Below are 16,161 nucleotides of genomic sequence, written 5' to 3'. Positions count from 1 at the left end.
GTTTCGCTTAATTTCTGTAGGAGAACTCTGACCCTTGTAGGTTAACGAGACAGCTAGGGAATTCGTGCTACTGGCTCTAGAGAGTACAAATCTAGATTAGAGAGCTAGAAAAAATTCTTCATCTGTTAAAAGGCATGAATTATTTAATATGGTGCATAACGACTCGGCTCGTAGAGAGATAAGTCCCTAAGACCATCTGTTTGGAGGTAGAAACGATGAAACGTCTTGTCTCTAGCATCTTCCTAACTGGTTGTTTGTGGGCAATAGCAAATCTTTCGGATTCCCGGCATCAACCACCAGGCACAACCTCTAACCATCCGCTTCACCTGGCATTAAATCTGATGCGCTAAGCGATAGAGGTTACTTAGGCAATACTGAAGTGGTAACAAAGAGCCACAATTGTTAATGTAATGCCTATTCCCAAGGTGTCACAAAACGGTATACCCTCAAGGTTGATCGTTGATCGAGAAGAGAACTATGACACCCCTACAAATTGCCGTCATTATTGGGCTTGTAATTGTTGTGCTTAAGTTTGCCGCTTCGATGTTCGGCTATGGCAACATCCCCATCCTGAATAACTTGGTGACAGTTATTCTCAGTATCTTTGTAACCTTTGAAATTGTTAAGCTTGTGCAAGCGTTTGCGATCGCTTTTGGCTAACTGTCTGGGGATTGGGGGCTGGGGACTGGGAAATAATCTAAGGCTGTCTCTTGTAATGATTTAGACACCCATAGTACCGCAAGGGAAGTTCTCAGATTTCTTAGAGATTTGGGAAGCTCACGCTTACTCGAAGAGAAGCGTAAGTAGTTCACGGAAGGATAGTTTGTCGTAAAGGCAACTCAATTGCAAACTCAGTGCCGTGTCCCTCTGTTGATGTAACGTTTAGCTTACCTTTGTGAGATTGCACGACAATTTGGTAGCTAATCGTTAAACCCAATCCAGTACCAGAACCAATCGGCTTAGTTGTAAAAAAGGGGTCAAAAATCCGAGAGCGTATCGGCTCAATCATCCCACATCCATTATCTGAAATTTGAATGAGGAGGTGAGGGGTTAAGGCTGAGGGCTGATGAGTATTTTTATGACTTGCCATGTCCTGAAGGCGAGTGCGAATTTTAATAAATACTGGGGGATAGTCTTTTTCCTGCCAACTTCTATCTCCCGTTTCCTTAATCCTAATTCTCTTCTCCTCTAAAGCATCGATCGCATTGCTCAGGATATTCATAAACACCTGATTCATCTGACCAGCGTAGCACTGTACCATTGGCAAGTCGCCATACTCCTTAATCACCTTAATTCCACAGTGACTAACAGTTTCTGAGAGGCGGCTTTGCAAAAGCATTAAGGTACTGTCTATCCCCTCATGGATATTGACTTCTTTCATTTGAGCCTGGTCAAAACGAGAGAAGTTCTTTAAGGAGTGAACGATTTCGCTGATACGTTCTGCCCCAACTTGCATTGAGTCAAGTAGTTTTGGAAAATCTTCCATCAAGAAATCCAATTCAATTGCTTCTGTTTGATTCTGGATCGTGGCTGGTGGTGATGAATAATGTTCTTGATAAAGTTGCAGCAGTTCAAACAAGTCGCTCATATAAGCTCTGGCATAAGTAAGATTGCCGTAAATAAAGCTAACTGGATTGTTAATTTCATGAGCAACACCAGCAACAAGTTGACCAAGCGAAGACATCTTTTCAGTATGAACAAGCTGAGTTTGAGTTTGTTGCAGTTCGCGTAAGGTTTTTTTGAGTTGAAAGGCTTTTTTCTTGAGTTGGACTTCTGATTGCTGCAATTGCTCTAATGCTTGGCTCAATTCTGCTGTTCGTTCTTCGACTCGAATTTCTAAGTCTAACTTGGCTTGTTCCAAGGCTTGAGCCGCTAATTTTCGATCAGTGATATCCATCACCGTTCCAAAACATCGAATCACTTCACCCTTGTGATCAAGATTCGGTTCCCCTTTGGTCGAAATATGCCGAATTGAACCATTAGGAATTTGGATTCGGCAATCAAACTCATAAGGTTTGCCTTGATAAATGGCTTCGGAAATTATTTCCCTATAAACCTTTGCATCTTCGGGATGAATTCGTTTGAGATAGTCAGTGTACTTAAGATATCTATGCCCGATTTCACTTGGTTCCCAACCAAAGATGCGGAAGAGTTCATCGGAACCCGTAATCGTATAAGTGGCTAAATCTAGTTCCCAGTTACCAACATGAGCCAGCTTTTGGGCTTCAGCAAGGGAGGCTTGACGCTGAGAAAGTGTAAGGAAGGACTTTTTCAACTGAAGTGCCATCTGATTAAATGCTTTGGCAAGAACACCCAGTTCATCAGAACGCTCAACTGATACAACTTGGTTCCATTCTCCTCTAGAAAGAGCAGTAGCCGCAGCCGTTAGATGTAATATTGGTTGAGTAATCCAGCGATAGGTCAGAATTCCAAATAACGTAGCGATTGCTAAAGCAGCTAAACACAAGAGAATAGTAGAGCGGGTATTCACATCAATGTGTTCTTGAAAGTCTGCTTCAGGCACGACTACGACAATTAGCCAATCTGGAAGCAGTAAAGTGTCAGTTTCAGGGCTATTTCCTTCACGTAGGGGCGTTATCTGTAAAAATTGTCGGCGGTTATTGATATTAAAGGTAAGCTGTTGGCTACTGTTAATTTGGGTGAAGTTACCAAAGTATTTAGTTAAATAGTCTGCTGTTGAACGAGTTAAAGAATCGCGGCTTTCTAAAGCTTTAATCCGAGTAGCGTTACCATCTGTGACAACAAATGGTTTCTCAGCCGTAGAACTTGCAACTAACATACCAGAGCGTTCAATGATGAATGTTTGCCCTGTTTGACCAATTTTTAAGCTCTGTAAAAATTCACTGATTTGGGAAAGATTTGAACCCGCATCCAAAACTCCTTTAAGCGCTCCAGTTTGCTCGTAGATGGGTCGAACGGCATCAGTATGGAGTTCTTGAGTAGAAAACCCTAAATAAACATCTGTCCAAATAGGACTTGCGGCTTTTACAGCTACCTGATAAAAGGGGCGAAATCGAGGGTCGTAGTTTGGTTCACTTTGTAAAAGCTGGGTTCGTTTCCCCTGGCTGGAGAGCCTATAGGTGTGGCGCGATGGGCTAGTTGTATTATCTTTAACCTTGACAATAAATTGACCATCTTTCTGGCGCAAAACCTCAATATAATCTCCGTTTGTATTACCTAAGGCAATGTGTTCCAGTGACTTGAAGGTATGGAGTTGATGCCAGAAGTAGCGCTCTAGGGTAGGAATATTTTGTACATCTAATAAACCCAAATTAATTGCATCAGCATTAAGCTGATTGACAACATGAGGAACCTTGAGATAAACATTGAGGTGTTGTTCAAGGCGCTCGGTGATTTCGCTATGTAACTGAGTTGTCACGCTCTGAACTGCCTTTTGCCCGTTGCGTAGGGATAGCCAGCCTGTAAACCCAACTACCACAAAGATTTGAAGCACGAACGGCACCACAAGCAAGATACGCAGCGGTATTTTCTCAGAAACCTTTGAAACCTGATTGGTTAAATATTTCAGGAGCATTACGGAGTTAGAACACCAGTGTTGAGTGTGGTTGCTAAGGGATATGAGCTTAGAAGTTGACTGAGCCAAGCGAGATGGCTTACTACAGTATTCCCGTATTCCTAACTGCACCAGGTTTTTTCTGAGGGGATTTCTACTAATTGACGAAACAAGAGGTTAGGGGACGATTGAACAACGTCTAGACTTGCTTTGCGTTGGTAGGGCTGGCTCACTAGTGCAAGAAGGCAGGAGGCAGGAGGCACAAGGCTTTTATGAATATTGCTTGTAAGGTAAGCCTTTTAACCTTTTTCAACTGAATAGTTATTTCCGCCATACTGCACTAGTGAGTGATTATGCTCCCCCTTGCAGTAGACAGGCGCAAGCATTCAGCCAAGGTTAAAGTAGCGTCATGCAAGTTCCTTTGCTCTACAGCCGTTCTGAATTAATGACAGTGGCTAATCTCAGGAAGGGTGGATTTTAATTCTTTTTAGGGCAAGCTTTGTTGCCTAATAAAGATAATTTACCACCAGAAACTTTAGAAGTTTATTTAGGTTTCGATTACTTTACATTATCAAATAAATACAGATAGTTGGGTATTGGGTCAGGAAAGGTGCGATCGCTACTAATAAAAAGACTCTTGTTTTGCCACCCTAAAAATCCTCTGACTTCCCTTAATCTCCTTACTCAATGAGCTATTTACAAGTCAAACCTTAAAATCCACAATAGGATGAGCCATCTTCGCCCGGTCTGAGTTGTGGCAACTCTGCTACAGTTTCAAGCATTTGCCATACGCTTAAAGAAACTCAAAATAGTCAGGCGTTAATCTGCATAAAGAACAAAGTATTGTTTGGAAGGGATAATTCCCACGAGCGCAAGAGTTTTTGATTTAGATCCAGAGTTTAGTCCTATGTCTCAGCCCACCATAGAATCAATCCTTCAAGAAAAGCGTATATTCCCGCCGCCTGCTGAATTTTCACAAAAGGCTCAGATCAAGAGTCTGGAAGAGTATCAGCAACTTTATGAAAAAGCGAAAGCTGATCCACAGAAGTTTTGGGCAGATTTGGCAGAAACAGAGTTGGACTGGTTCCAGAAGTGGGATACAGTACTCGATTGGCAACCCCCGTTTGCGAAGTGGTTCGTCGGTGGCAAGATTAATATTTCTTACAACTGCCTTGATAGACATCTAACTACCTGGCGTCGCAATAAGGCGGCATTAATTTGGGAAGGGGAACCGGGAGACTCGCGGACTCTGACTTATGCTCAGTTGCATCGGGAAGTCTGCCAGTTTGCCAATGTCTTAAAGCAGTTAGGTGTGCAAAAAGGCGATCGCGTTGGTATCTATATGCCGATGATTCCCGAAGCCGCGATCGCAATGCTGGCTTGTGCAAGAATTGGGGCGGCTCATACAGTTGTCTTTGGCGGATTCAGTGCGGAAGCCTTAAAAGATCGAATGGTTGATGCTCAAGTGAAAGTCGTTGTCACTGCTGATGGGGGGTGGCGCAAAGATGCGATCGTTGCTCTCAAAAATCAGGTTGATAAAGCCTTAGCCAATAACGGTGCGCCGAGTGTTGAAAACGTCCTCGTAGTTCAGCGCACTAAGCAAGACGTTCACATGGAAGAGGGACGTGACCACTGGTGGCATGAATTACAACTCAAAGCCTCTGCCGATTGTCCCGCTGAACCAATGGACAGTGAAGATATGCTGTTCATTCTCTACACCAGTGGCACCACGGGTAAACCCAAAGGCGTTGTCCACACCACAGCAGGTTACAACCTCTACACCCACATGACCCTGAAATGGGCATTCGACATCCAGGATACTGATGTCTACTGGTGTACAGCAGATGTTGGTTGGATTACAGGTCACAGCTACATCGTCTATGGACCACTTTCCAATGGGGCAACGACGCTGATGTATGAAGGTGCGCCCCGTGCTTCTAATCCTGGCGCTTTTTGGGATGTGATTGAAAAACACGGTGTCAACATCTTCTATACTGCCCCTACTGCGATTCGCGCTTTTATGAAAATAGGTGAACAGCACCCTCAAGCTCGAAATTTGTCGTCTTTAAGATTGCTAGGAACTGTGGGTGAGCCAATTAATCCTAGAGCTTGGATGTGGTATCAGCAGTATATCGGGGGCGACAAGTGTCCAATTGTTGATACCTGGTGGCAGACGGAAACGGGTGGATTTATGATTACGCCACTACCAGGAGCAATTCCGACGAAGCCGGGTTCTGCTACGTTGCCTTTCCCTGGAATTTTGGCAGATATTGTCGATTTAGAAGGCAATTCGCTTGGAGCGAATGAAGGCGGCTACCTAATCATTCAGCATCCTTGGCCTGGGATGATGCGAACCGTTTATGGCGATCCAGACCGCTTCCGTCGCACCTATTGGGAACATATTCCCCCGAAAGATGGAAAATATGTCTATTTTGCAGGGGATGGTGCGCGTCGAGATGAAGATGGGTACTTCTGGGTAATGGGTCGAGTTGATGATGTGATTAATGTCTCTGGCCACAGACTCGGCACGATGGAAATTGAGTCAGCACTGGTATCTCACCCTGCTGTTGCTGAAGCTGCTGTAGTTGGTAAGCCGGATGACTTGAAAGGAGAAGAAGTCTTCGCGTTTGTCACCCTAGAAGGCAACCAAAGCCCTAGTGAGGAGTTACAGAAAGAACTGAAGAAGCACGTCGTTCAGGAAATTGGGGCACTCGCACGTCCTGGTGAAATCCGCTTTACCGATGCTTTGCCCAAGACGCGATCGGGGAAAATTATGCGGCGGTTACTCAGGTCACTGGCGGCAGGTCAGGAAGTCGCTGGTGATACCTCCACTCTCGAAGATCTGGGTGTTCTCGATAAGTTGCGGGAAGGAGCCTAATCACTATTGATCTGACACATTTTTCTCTATCAACATAATCAGTGAACTTCGTCTTAAACCCGCTTAGGCGGGTTTTGTTTCATATGAGAAGAATTAATTTTAAGAAAGATGAAGGAATATTTTGCTAAACTATACATCCCTTCTACAAAAAACTCTAGCCGATAGTAGTATGAGGCTTCTCAAACTGTTCAGCTAGACTAGATTCAATCAAGTCCTACTCAGTATAAATGCTTAAATGAGGCTAGATGCGCTCAATGAAAGAGCCTAAAATCATAACGATGAATAATTTTTTTGAATCAACAACCTCAGCCAAACCCGTTTCTAACCGCTGGTCTTAACTACCAAACAATAGCCTGAACCGCTTTTATCAACGGACATTGAGGAAAAACAGCATATGTCAATCGAAAAACTTCAGCCTGCCGACAAGGGTGCCGTCGGTGTTTATATGCCTTACTACCAGGGTGCTAAGCGAAATATGCTCCCCCTGGCAATTAGCCTCTACCAACAGGGTTCCTTGGAAGGTCAGCGCCGAATTGAAGGCAGTGACAGTATTCCCTTTGTTGCGACTTGGTTTGTATCAAAACTTCCTGCGGAGTTAACCCGTTGCCGATTACAGTTTGATGGAAATGCGGAACTCAGTTACGAAGTGACGATGCCAAATTCTGAGTTTATGAATTACTTAATCGACGTAATCATGAATTTCAGGCGATCGCGTTTAACGGATTTTTCCCAAGCCTTCTACCGAAAGCTGTTACGCATCGACGAGTAAGCACAAGTTGAAATAATAGGAGTGAAAAAAGGGGTGGCAAAATCCGCGAAGTATTTGCAAATCGGGTCAACAGAAGCTTACAGCGGTAAGTCAGCAACGATTTTAGGAGTCGCCTATCAACTGCAAGAAAAAGGGTTGGATATCGCCTACGGTAAACCGTTGGGAACCCGTCTAAGTACCAATCCCTCTGAGGCGATGGAAGAAGATATTCGGTTTATGAGCCAAACCCTTAACTTGCCGGAAAGACGGGTGCGATCGCCTCTGCTGTCTCTAGATGATGAAACGATTCAAAAGCGACTGCGGGGAGAGGATTCAACGAATTATCGCCAATCGCTCTTGCAATATCTCCAACAACCCGATGGCGATTTAATGTTGCTAGAAGGGCCAGGAACTCTCTGTGAAGGAAGCCTGTTTAACTTATCGTTACTAGAAGTCGCTCAAGCGGCTGATGCGGCTGTCCTACTTGTCACCCGTTTTCACTCCGTGTTACTCGTGGAAACGCTGCTGTCGGCAAAACAACTTCTCGGTGATCATTTGCTGGGAGTTTTGATTAACGATATTCCCGCTGAACAACTATCCATAGCAGAATCGACAGTGCGCCCTTTTCTGGAACAGCAAGGAATTCCAGTATTAGCAATGATGCCGAGAAGTGATTTGTTGCGGAGTGTCAGCGTTCGGGAACTCGTGCGTCAGTTGAATGCTGAAGTGCTTTGCCGTTCGGATCGGCTGGACTTGATGGTAGAAACCTTGAAAATTGGTGCGATGAATGTTAATTCAGCACTGAAGTATTTCCGCAAGGGAAGAAACATGGCAGTAGTGACAGGAGGCGATCGCGCAGACATTCAGATGGCAGCGCTAGAAACCTCAACTCATTGCCTCATCCTTACAGGTCAATTGCCACCGCAACCCTTTATCCTTAGTCGTGCTGAAGAATTGGAAATCCCAGTTCTGTCAGTTGACTTGGACACCCTGACAACAGTGGAAATTGTTGATGATGCCTTTGGTCAGGTGCGCCTAAACGAAGCGATTAAGGTGCAGTGTATCCGGCAGATGATGGATCGGCATTTCGACATTGAGCGGTTGATGAGTCAGCTTGGTTTAGAACCCGCCGTGCCAGCACATTGAGTTGTTGGTTGTTGGTTGTTGGTTGTTTGTATTTTAGAGACGGAGTTTTATTTTCTAAAGATTTAAGCTTGTTCTCAATATTCCCGAAAACTCCATCCTCTCGTGGGTGGAGTTTTTCATCATATATTCCGCGATCGCACGCCATCGCTCAAGCCCTGAAACTCTGGTTTGACATAGCATAGAAAGAGATATTTCTATGTGTCCTCCCATGTCCCTGACTGTCAAAGATTCGAGAGAAAATCCAGTCATTCCTAGAACTGGGTGCAAGAGTAGGGATATTAATTGACCCAGATAAGCAGACTGTCACTATCTACCGTTCAACAACTGAGCCAGTCGTGTTGACGGATGCAGATATCCTCACAATTCCAGAACTATTTCCTGGCTGGGAGGTTCCTATTTCTGAACTATGGTCTGTTGAGTTCGAGTAACTTTTATTCTCAAGACTGAAGTCGAGGCATTAGCCTGAACTCTAATGAAACCAGTGATTGTTTTCGGTAGCATCAACATGGATTTGGTAACCAGGACACCTCGGTTGCCACTAGCTGGTGAAACACTGCAAGGTTATGAATTTTTCACGGCTGCTGGTGGGAAAGGAGCAAATCAAGCCGTAGCAGCAGCGCGGCTCGGAATCTCCACGCAAATGGTAGGCCGTGTGGGTAATGATAATTTTGGGCATCAACTGCGAGGTGGGTTACAAGCAGCAGGTGTTCATATCGACAATGTTTTGTTGGACGATAGCGCAAGTTCTGGTGTTGCGGTGATTGCCGTAGATGATGTGGGAGAAAACAACATCATTATTGTTGCGGGTGCTAATGGGCGGGTAAATCAGGATGATGTAGAGCGTCTTACTAATTTATTACCAAATGCGGCGGCGCTACTTTTACAGCTTGAGGTTCCAATATCTACAGTTTTGGCAGCCGCTCAGGCAGCACAAAAGGCTGGTGTTCCGGTAATACTTGACCCGGCACCTGCTAGAGGGGATATTCCACCAGAACTTTACCTGTTGGTAGACATTATCACACCAAATGAAGTGGAAGCCACTCAACTTGTAGGCTTTCCTGTAGATCGACAAGAGACAGCTAGCCAAGCAGCAGCCGAGTTACGGCAACGGGGTATCGGTACTGTGATTATAAAGTTGGGCGCTCAAGGTGTCTTCTGTGCCACTGGCTCTGAAACATTCTTTGTTCCAGCCTTTTCAGTCCAATCTGTTGATACAGTTGCGGCTGGGGATGCTTTTAATGGAGGGTTAGCGGCCGCATTGGCGGAGGGACTACCTTTACGGCAAGCTATCCTCTGGGGAGCGGCGACTGGGGCACTTTCGGCGACGAAAGTAGGAGCGCAGCCTTCTCTACCTGATCGGGAGACGTTTGAGAGGTTTCTCAAGGAAAGGGATGTGGAGATAGGGTGAGGTTTGTCTTTAACCACAAGAGGTAGTTGAACCTCCTAAAGCGCGATCGCATCTTTATACAGCAGTTTTCAGTTGGATGAGGTACAGCGTCGATATGTGTGAAACTTGCGTAGAGAACAAGGAAAACCAAGAAGCTGATAGCTGATAGCTGACGGCTTTCTGCTACATGCAGCGAGAATAAAAAGCAAATTCTGAAAGAGAAGCCCTAATGAAACTGCCTGATGGTCCGACAACTCCACGCTATCTACGAATACTACGGACGCTCCAGTGGATTTTTCAGCCCTTGGACGTACTAGAGGAACGTGCCCAGCGTTATGGTGACACCTTCGCCTTGGGGAAAAACACATCAACCCCACTCGTATATGTGAGTAACCCGGAGGCGATTCGGCAAATCTTGACGGCTGACCCAGAAATGTTTGAGAGTGGTCGTGCAAACAAACCTCTCCAGTTTTTGCTGGGAGAAAACTCACTGATCTTACTCGACGGCAAGAAGCATCAGCGCCAGCGACGGCTATTGATGCCCCCTTTTCATGGGGAACGGATGCGAGCCTATGGCAAGCTGATCTGTGACATTACGGAACAAGTAATGAGTCAGTGGAAGATTGGCGAAGCTTTCTACGTTCGCTCGGCGATGCAAGAGATTTCTCTACGAGTAATCCTGAGTGCTGTTTTTGGACTGGACAAGGGACAGCGTTTCGACCAACTCAGGCAACTCCTCTCTTCACTGTTGGATGTGATTGGCTCTCCCTTGACCTCCAGCTTCCTGTTTTTTCCTTCACTCCAGAAGGATTTAGGCTCTTGGAGTCCTTGGGGACGGTTTCTTCGCCAAAAGCAGCAAATTAACCAACTCCTCTATGACGAAATTCAGCAACGTCGAGAGCAAGCCGATCCTTGTGGTGATGATATCCTCAGCTTGCTATTGTCTGCTCGTGACGAAGCGGGTCAGCCGATGACGGATGAGGAGTTACGGGATGAACTGCTGACACTGCTATTTGCAGGTCATGAGACTACGGCTTCCGCCTTATCATGGGCTTTGTACTGGACTGACCATCTACCAGCAGTGCGCGATCGCCTTTTGAGCGAACTCGATACCCTCTCTCCTGACACCGACCCAACTACCATTGCCCGACTTCCCTATCTCAGCGCCGTTTGTCAAGAGACACTGCGTATCTACCCAATCGCAATCAATCCCTTCCCTCGAACCTTGAAAGCACCGATGGAGATAATGGGGTACCAGTTCGAGCCTGGAACAAACCTGCTAATCTCTATTTATTTGACCCATCATCGAGAGGATATATACCCGGAACCTAAGCGGTTTAAACCTGAGCGCTTCCTAGAAAGGCAATTTTCACCCTACGAGTATCTACCTTTTGGTGGCGGAAATCGTCTCTGTATCGGGATGGCTTTTGCCCAGTATGAAATGAAGTTGGTACTAGCCACCATTCTGTCTCGGTACAACCTAATGCTGGCAGATAGCCGTCCCATCAAGCCTGCCCGCCGTGGGTTCACTATTGCCCCTCCTGGTAATATGCGAATGGTCGTCAACCAGCGTCAGCGCAAAAATACCCTTGTTTCGCTCTGAGAAAGGAGCAATTCATAGAATTTATAACCTAAAACATAGGGAGGCTATTTATTTTCCTATATCTTCATTCCATAGCGTTGGATTGTTCTGGATAAAATCGCTCATCAGTTGCTTACATTCATCTAGGTTTAAATCAATAACTTCAACGCCGTGGGATTCCATAAATTCCTTTGCCCCAGAGAAGGTTTCTGATTCACCAGCAATTACTTTTTTGATGCCAAATTGAACAACAGCACCCGCACAGAGATAGCAGGGCATCAAGGTAGAATAAAGCGTTGTCCCTTTGTAATTGCCGATTCTGCCAGCGTTGCGTAGGCAGTCAATCTCAGCATGAGTAACAGGGTCATTATCTTGGACACGCTTGTTGTGTCCTCTACCAACAATCTGTCCATCTTTGATAATGACTGAACCAATGGGAACCCCGCCTTCACTGAGTCCTTGTTTGGCTTCAGCGATCGCAGCTTCCATGAAATCATCCATAACACCTTCTCCTCAACACATCAGTTTTACAATACCCCTCAATGAAGCACTTTTTACTCCCGCAAGGTTTGGGGGAGCGATCGCACCGTAGGAAGCGTTGAATTTGGGCAAGATTCCCCTGTCGCTGTTGGGATTGCGCTTGGAGTGCAAGCCTCGTCCTGTTTGATATTTTTGTAAGGTGCGATCGCTCTTTATCCCTGGTGGGGTAATACAGTGATGGGGTAGATGGCTGGATGGGGTTCGATAGAATAGTAAGTAGCCGCAATTCCATTGTCTGCAATGACCCTGAAAGAATTAGAGCCTCAATTACTGGCACTGTCTGACGACGAAAAAGCTCAAGTTGTTCAACTCCTATGCCAAGGCAAAATCATCCAGGGGCGCGGTATTCAAAAAACACCGAGTGTTTGCGGTGGAAGTGCCTGTATTGCGGGAACTCGCATCACCGTTTGGGGACTTGTAGAAGCTCGTCGCATTGGTTACAGCGAAGCTGACTTACTTAAAAGTTATCCATCACTATCTGCTACTGATATTGCTAACGCCTGGGCATATGCTGAAGCTTTCCCCGGCGAAATTGAAACAGAAATTCGGGAAAACGATGAAGTGATGCATGAGGATTTGTAGCTCGTGGCGCGTCTCTATGCCGATGAGCAATACCCATATCCTGTTGTAGAATTCCTAAGAGCTTTGGGGCATGATGTTTTAACTGTTCAAGAAGCAGGCAGAGCAAATCAGGGAATTCCTGACCTGGATGTATTAGCTTTCGCAACTAGTGAGAACCGTGCTGTCCTTACCCAAAATCGTAAAGATTTCTTTCAGTTGCACCGTATACAGCCAGATCATGCTGGCATTATCGCTTGCACGAATGATCGCAATTGGGAAGCGTTAGCTAACCGAATCCAAACTGCAATTACAGCAGAGGAACCTTTGCAAGGCAAGTTGATTCGTGTTGTGCGTCCTGCTATGTCACCATAGAATCAAGCAAGGTATAACCATGCGATCGCTACCCGTACAAGCATCTCTCATTCATTTAATTGTAGGAGGTGCGATCGCTTTTTCTTGTGATGGTGCGATCACATCCGTACAAGCATCTATCAAAAAGTAATTGTAGGAGGTACGCTCCCATTGGCATGGTGGAAATGGGTAAGATTGTAAGTGCAAAATGATGTTGGGTTTACTTGCGTCAACCCAACCTACAAGCTCGGCGATCACTCACTACTGAACACTTTACGGAATAAAAATCCGCATCGAACCTCTATAGTCGTCAATATTAAGCACAATCTCAATCAAACGTTCAACGCACCGTTCACGATATTTAGAGTCATTCAGCAGTCGGTCGGCATTTCCAATCGTAATCACGGGCAAAGATATCGCTGTGTTTTCTTCACGCATGACTTGCTCTAATGAATTTTTTCCTTTCATGCTGCGATTGGCTGTGAGCAAAATCATCTGGTTTTCCTGAGCTAGTCGCCAAACTACCCTGTCATCACTATTGATTGGCAACTCTATCTCAGCAAATGTGACAAATTGAATCGAGACTGTATCAAGCCAACCTTGACTAGCAATGGTACCAAACAAAACTAGAGCATATCCCTTGAGATTGTGATCGATCAAAAAAATCATGCTTTAGATTCACGCTTTGCCCTGGCTGCCTGAAGTTTTTTCCAAGCAGCTTCAGTTCCAGGCTTTGGAGGCTTTACTGCAATCCGGGCAATGAGATCGCGATTTTTCTGTTCATAGTACTGCTGAAGTTCTTCAGCTTCCTTTAGAACCATTTGATACTCAGCTTCAACATCGGCACGGTTTGCCCCGATGTAAGCTAGAGCAGCATTAATTTGTTCTTCTGTCAGATCGAACAAGCCTCGGATAAACTTAGGCGGGTACTGTTCTGTTACGTAGTCCATTACGTCATACAAAGTGATGCGCGTTCCTGCGATCGTTAGTCCTCGCTCTGTACGAATGATGGCAGCTTGTTCATCAGGAGCTAAAGTCATAGCTGTAGCCTCTTAAAAACTAACTTCATACTACCCTAGGCGATCGCTGTTTCTTTTTAGGCGATCACACCTGTACAAGCATCTCTCAAAGGGGAATTGTAAGAGTGCGATAGTTCCACTAAGCATGAATAATAAGCGCCGACTTCTATTATGAAGACAGCAACTCTAACCCATTATCTACATCCTAATAATGAACCAGTTATCTAACTTGTTAACTCGTATCACTCAAACTCCCGGTCAGTGTGGCGGTCGCCCTTGCATTCGAGGGATGAGAATTCGAGTGAGTGATATTTTAGAGATGTTAGCTGAAAATGTCAATGTTAAAGAAATCTTGGAAGATTTTCCTGATCTAGAGCCTGAAGACATTCAAGCTTGCTTGCTATTTGCTGCACGGCGCACTGACTTTCCTCAGTTGACTGCATGAACATTTGGATTGACGCTCAGTTACCTCCAACATTGGCTAGCTTGCTGAACAATTCATTTGAAGTAAATGCGATGGCGCTGCGAGATTTTGGATTAATAGATGCCAAGGATATCGAGATCTTTGAGGCGGCGCAAGTTGCAAATAAGGAAATTGTAGGAAGTGCGATCACTTACCATAGAGCTAAGTTTACACCTATTAGGTTTAGGAAGAAAATACATGGTAACTCCCCTCCAGATAGACCAAACTCTGCTTCAAGAAGCCCTTGCTTTGAGTAACCATCCAACAGCTACTGCATTGATCGAAGCCGCTTTACGCGAGTACATCCAACGTCGCAAACAACTGAAAGTATTGGAATTGTTCGGTACTATTGACTACGAGGAAGGGTATAACTACAAGCAACAGCGACAAATAATATGAATGTTGTTGTTGATACTTCTGTTTGGTCGCTGGCATTGCGGCGCAACACGCCAAATGATGCGCTCTCAATCGTTAATATACTGCGTGATTTGATTGCAGACGGACGAGTCGTTTTACTGGGAGTGATTCGTCAGGAAGTGCTTTCTGGCGTTCGCTATTCAGAACAGTTCATTCGATTGCGAGACTATCTTCGTGCTTTTCCTGACCTAGAATTAACATCTGAAGACTATGAACTAGCGGCAGAGTTTTTCAACACCTGCCGCAGCAATGGTGTTCAGGGTTCTAATAGTGATTTTCTGCTATGTGCAGTCGCTCATCGTCGGGGCTACAGTATTTTCACCTCTGATAAAGATTTTGAGAATTTCCGATTGCATATTCCAGTTACATTGCTATGAGGTGCGATCGCTCTTTCTTTTGATGGTGATATCGCATCCGTACAAGCATCTCTCATTCATGTAATTGTTGGAGGTACGATCGCTCTTTGTTTTGAGTCAAGCGATCGCCCCCGTACAAGCATCTCTCATTCATGTAATAGTAGGAGGTGCGAGAGCGTTCTAACCTACCAGCTCAAATAGGACTGCTATACTACTTACTTGAAAGATTCACCAAAGTTTCCATTGCAGCATAGGGACAAGCTAACTCCATATCATTACCCGACTGCAATCCCTTCAGCCAGAGACGAAAGAGAGTTTTATCAATTTCTACAGTTCCATCTTTGTTAAGGTGACCTATCCTATTACGCTCATCAGATAATGCAACTGTACACTTCGCAATATCGCCGTTAGAGCGGATTGCTAGAGAGTTAGCTTTTGAGGCATAACACACATAATCATTCATCGAGTTGAGAGTAGAAGCTGTTTTTTGATATTTCAAGTGGCTTTGTAGAAATCTAATTGCATCTTCTCGCGCTTCTTGTGTTGTGAATATGCTAATCTTCTCATCCGAAGCTCCGCCTAATCGCTCAATTGGCTTAAAGAAAAAAGAAAAACGTGAGTCCTCAGCTAGCTCAGTGTTGATTTTCCAGGGTAAACGCATCTTAATATTATTGACAAAACTCCGATGTATAGAGTTATAAAAAAACGAATGCCGAACTATAACCAATATTCTCATACCAGAAAAATTGGATTTTACGAGCGCCATAATCAGGCTGGAGCAATAGCAGCTTGGCTAAATTGTCAGTGATTAAATCAACAAATAACTCTCACAGTTCAAAGGTTGAGTAGACGGCAGTAGGCAGGTCAACAAAGTGAAAGCTGTAGCTGGAACAAAGGACTCTCACTTGAAGCCAGCCTTTTCTCAAAACTATCATCCAAAATGTTTGGGAGCCACCCGAATTAATCAAGCAAGAAGTACTTTAATGGCATACTGATTATCTAGTGCCGCCCGATAGCGTTTCTGGCGGATACTACTTTTGACGCTGGTTTCTCGCTGAAGCTGATTTAAAGCAATGCGTCGTAGCAAAGCAAAGTTTTGTGCACTGTGAGCCGTGCGGATACGACTAGTAGACTTCGGCGGAAGTCTACCTGCCATTATGCCGCCAAAGCCTTACCCT

Annotated in this window: 19 protein-coding genes and 1 pseudogene; 14 read left to right on the top strand and 6 right to left on the bottom strand. The window is 45.0% G+C overall.

All coding sequences use genetic code 11. The features are described from left to right. Nucleotides 1-215: 215 nt before the first annotated feature. Together AC5JL3_RS11440 and AC5JL3_RS11435 are read left to right on the top strand one after the other, a co-directional pair. Complete coding sequence (locus tag AC5JL3_RS11440) at nt 216-350, top strand: hypothetical protein (protein WP_496074608.1); 135 nt, start codon at nt 216-218, stop codon at nt 348-350. Between the two features lie 127 nt (nt 351-477). Further along, a complete protein-coding gene (locus tag AC5JL3_RS11435) occupies nt 478-660 on the top strand; it encodes a hypothetical protein (protein WP_192222324.1) in 183 nt (60 codons plus the stop codon). A 148-nt stretch (nt 661-808) separates the two neighbouring features. Here AC5JL3_RS11435 and AC5JL3_RS11430 read toward each other — a convergent pair whose 3' ends face one another. Continuing rightward, on the bottom strand, nt 809-3,556 hold the full coding sequence (locus AC5JL3_RS11430) for an ATP-binding protein (protein ID WP_496074607.1): 2,748 nt from the start codon (nt 3,554-3,556) through the stop codon (nt 809-811). 886 nt (nt 3,557-4,442) lie between these two features. On the opposite strand from AC5JL3_RS11430, the gene acs reads away from it, so the two are divergent. The 6 genes and pseudogenes from acs to AC5JL3_RS11400 all read left to right on the top strand — a co-directional run bounded on the left by acs (nt 4,443) and on the right by AC5JL3_RS11400 (nt 11,297). Continuing rightward, nucleotides 4,443-6,413: an acetate--CoA ligase gene (gene acs, locus AC5JL3_RS11425; protein WP_496074606.1), complete on the top strand. Its 1,971-nt coding sequence runs from the start codon at nt 4,443-4,445 to the stop codon at nt 6,411-6,413. Nucleotides 6,414-6,807: 394 nt separating this feature from the next. Beyond that, nucleotides 6,808-7,182, top strand: coding sequence for a type IV pilus biogenesis protein EbsA (ebsA, locus tag AC5JL3_RS11420; RefSeq protein ID WP_192222327.1), 375 nt, complete (start codon nt 6,808-6,810; stop codon nt 7,180-7,182). 33 nt (nt 7,183-7,215) lie between these two features. Beyond that, nucleotides 7,216-8,307: a phosphotransacetylase family protein gene (locus AC5JL3_RS11415; RefSeq protein ID WP_496074605.1), complete on the top strand. Its 1,092-nt coding sequence runs from the start codon at nt 7,216-7,218 to the stop codon at nt 8,305-8,307. A 227-nt stretch (nt 8,308-8,534) separates the two neighbouring features. Continuing rightward, nucleotides 8,535-8,735: pseudogene (locus AC5JL3_RS11410) on the top strand (Uma2 family endonuclease); the annotation flags it as partial. A gap of 44 nt (nt 8,736-8,779) precedes the next feature. Then, complete coding sequence (gene rbsK, locus AC5JL3_RS11405) at nt 8,780-9,715, top strand: ribokinase (RefSeq protein ID WP_496074604.1); 936 nt, start codon at nt 8,780-8,782, stop codon at nt 9,713-9,715. Nucleotides 9,716-9,923: 208 nt separating this feature from the next. Beyond that, nucleotides 9,924-11,297, top strand: coding sequence for a cytochrome P450 (locus tag AC5JL3_RS11400; protein WP_496074603.1), 1,374 nt, complete (start codon nt 9,924-9,926; stop codon nt 11,295-11,297). Nucleotides 11,298-11,345: 48 nt separating this feature from the next. Here AC5JL3_RS11400 and AC5JL3_RS11395 read toward each other — a convergent pair whose 3' ends face one another. Further along, nucleotides 11,346-11,777, bottom strand: a complete 432-nt coding sequence (locus AC5JL3_RS11395) for a nucleoside deaminase (protein WP_496074602.1) — start codon at nt 11,775-11,777, stop codon at nt 11,346-11,348. 279 nt (nt 11,778-12,056) lie between these two features. Here AC5JL3_RS11395 and AC5JL3_RS11390 point away from each other — a divergent pair, with 279 nt between their 5' ends. Together AC5JL3_RS11390 and AC5JL3_RS11385 are read left to right on the top strand one after the other, a co-directional pair. After that, nucleotides 12,057-12,398, top strand: coding sequence for a DUF433 domain-containing protein (locus AC5JL3_RS11390; RefSeq protein WP_496074601.1), 342 nt, complete (start codon nt 12,057-12,059; stop codon nt 12,396-12,398). 3 nt (nt 12,399-12,401) lie between these two features. Further along, a complete protein-coding gene (locus AC5JL3_RS11385) occupies nt 12,402-12,749 on the top strand; it encodes a DUF5615 family PIN-like protein (RefSeq protein ID WP_496074600.1) in 348 nt (115 codons plus the stop codon). A 252-nt stretch (nt 12,750-13,001) separates the two neighbouring features. Here AC5JL3_RS11385 and AC5JL3_RS11380 read toward each other — a convergent pair whose 3' ends face one another. Beyond that, entirely contained in the window at nt 13,002-13,397 is a 396-nt protein-coding gene (locus AC5JL3_RS11380; RefSeq protein WP_496074599.1) for a DUF5615 family PIN-like protein, read from the bottom strand. Then, nucleotides 13,394-13,768, bottom strand: coding sequence for a DUF433 domain-containing protein (locus AC5JL3_RS11375; RefSeq protein ID WP_496074598.1), 375 nt, complete (start codon nt 13,766-13,768; stop codon nt 13,394-13,396). Before AC5JL3_RS11375 ends, AC5JL3_RS11380 begins: the two co-directional genes overlap by 4 nt. A gap of 190 nt (nt 13,769-13,958) precedes the next feature. Between AC5JL3_RS11375 and AC5JL3_RS11370 the strand changes: the two genes are divergently transcribed. Genes AC5JL3_RS11370 through vapC form a run of 4 tightly spaced genes read left to right on the top strand, consistent with a single transcriptional unit; the run spans nt 13,959 to nt 15,004 of the window. Beyond that, on the top strand, nt 13,959-14,192 hold the full coding sequence (locus tag AC5JL3_RS11370; RefSeq protein WP_496074597.1) for a DUF433 domain-containing protein: 234 nt from the start codon (nt 13,959-13,961) through the stop codon (nt 14,190-14,192). Then, complete coding sequence (locus AC5JL3_RS11365) at nt 14,189-14,467, top strand: DUF5615 family PIN-like protein (RefSeq protein WP_496074596.1); 279 nt, start codon at nt 14,189-14,191, stop codon at nt 14,465-14,467. The genes AC5JL3_RS11370 and AC5JL3_RS11365 overlap by 4 nt, the downstream gene beginning before the upstream one ends. Beyond that, entirely contained in the window at nt 14,409-14,609 is a 201-nt protein-coding gene (locus tag AC5JL3_RS11360) for a type II toxin-antitoxin system VapB family antitoxin (RefSeq protein WP_496074595.1), read from the top strand. Before AC5JL3_RS11365 ends, AC5JL3_RS11360 begins: the two co-directional genes overlap by 59 nt. After that, nucleotides 14,606-15,004 (top strand): type II toxin-antitoxin system VapC family toxin, encoded by a 399-nt coding sequence (vapC, locus tag AC5JL3_RS11355; RefSeq protein ID WP_496074594.1) that lies wholly within the window; start codon nt 14,606-14,608, stop codon nt 15,002-15,004. The genes AC5JL3_RS11360 and vapC overlap by 4 nt, the downstream gene beginning before the upstream one ends. 190 nt (nt 15,005-15,194) lie before the next feature. Here the strand turns inward: vapC and AC5JL3_RS11350 are convergent, their stop codons facing one another. After that, nucleotides 15,195-15,749 carry a hypothetical protein gene (locus AC5JL3_RS11350; RefSeq protein WP_496074593.1) on the bottom strand — a complete coding sequence of 185 codons (555 nt, stop codon included), beginning with the start codon at nt 15,747-15,749 and terminating at the stop codon, nt 15,195-15,197. A 198-nt stretch (nt 15,750-15,947) separates the two neighbouring features. Next, nucleotides 15,948-16,139: a hypothetical protein gene (locus tag AC5JL3_RS11345; RefSeq protein ID WP_496074592.1), complete on the bottom strand. Its 192-nt coding sequence runs from the start codon at nt 16,137-16,139 to the stop codon at nt 15,948-15,950. Nucleotides 16,140-16,161 lie beyond the last annotated feature (22 nt).

This window comes from Symplocastrum torsivum (assembly GCF_059505465.1).
The sequence above is the reverse complement of the archived record's forward strand: the minus strand, read 5'-3'. Positions and strand labels throughout refer to the sequence as shown.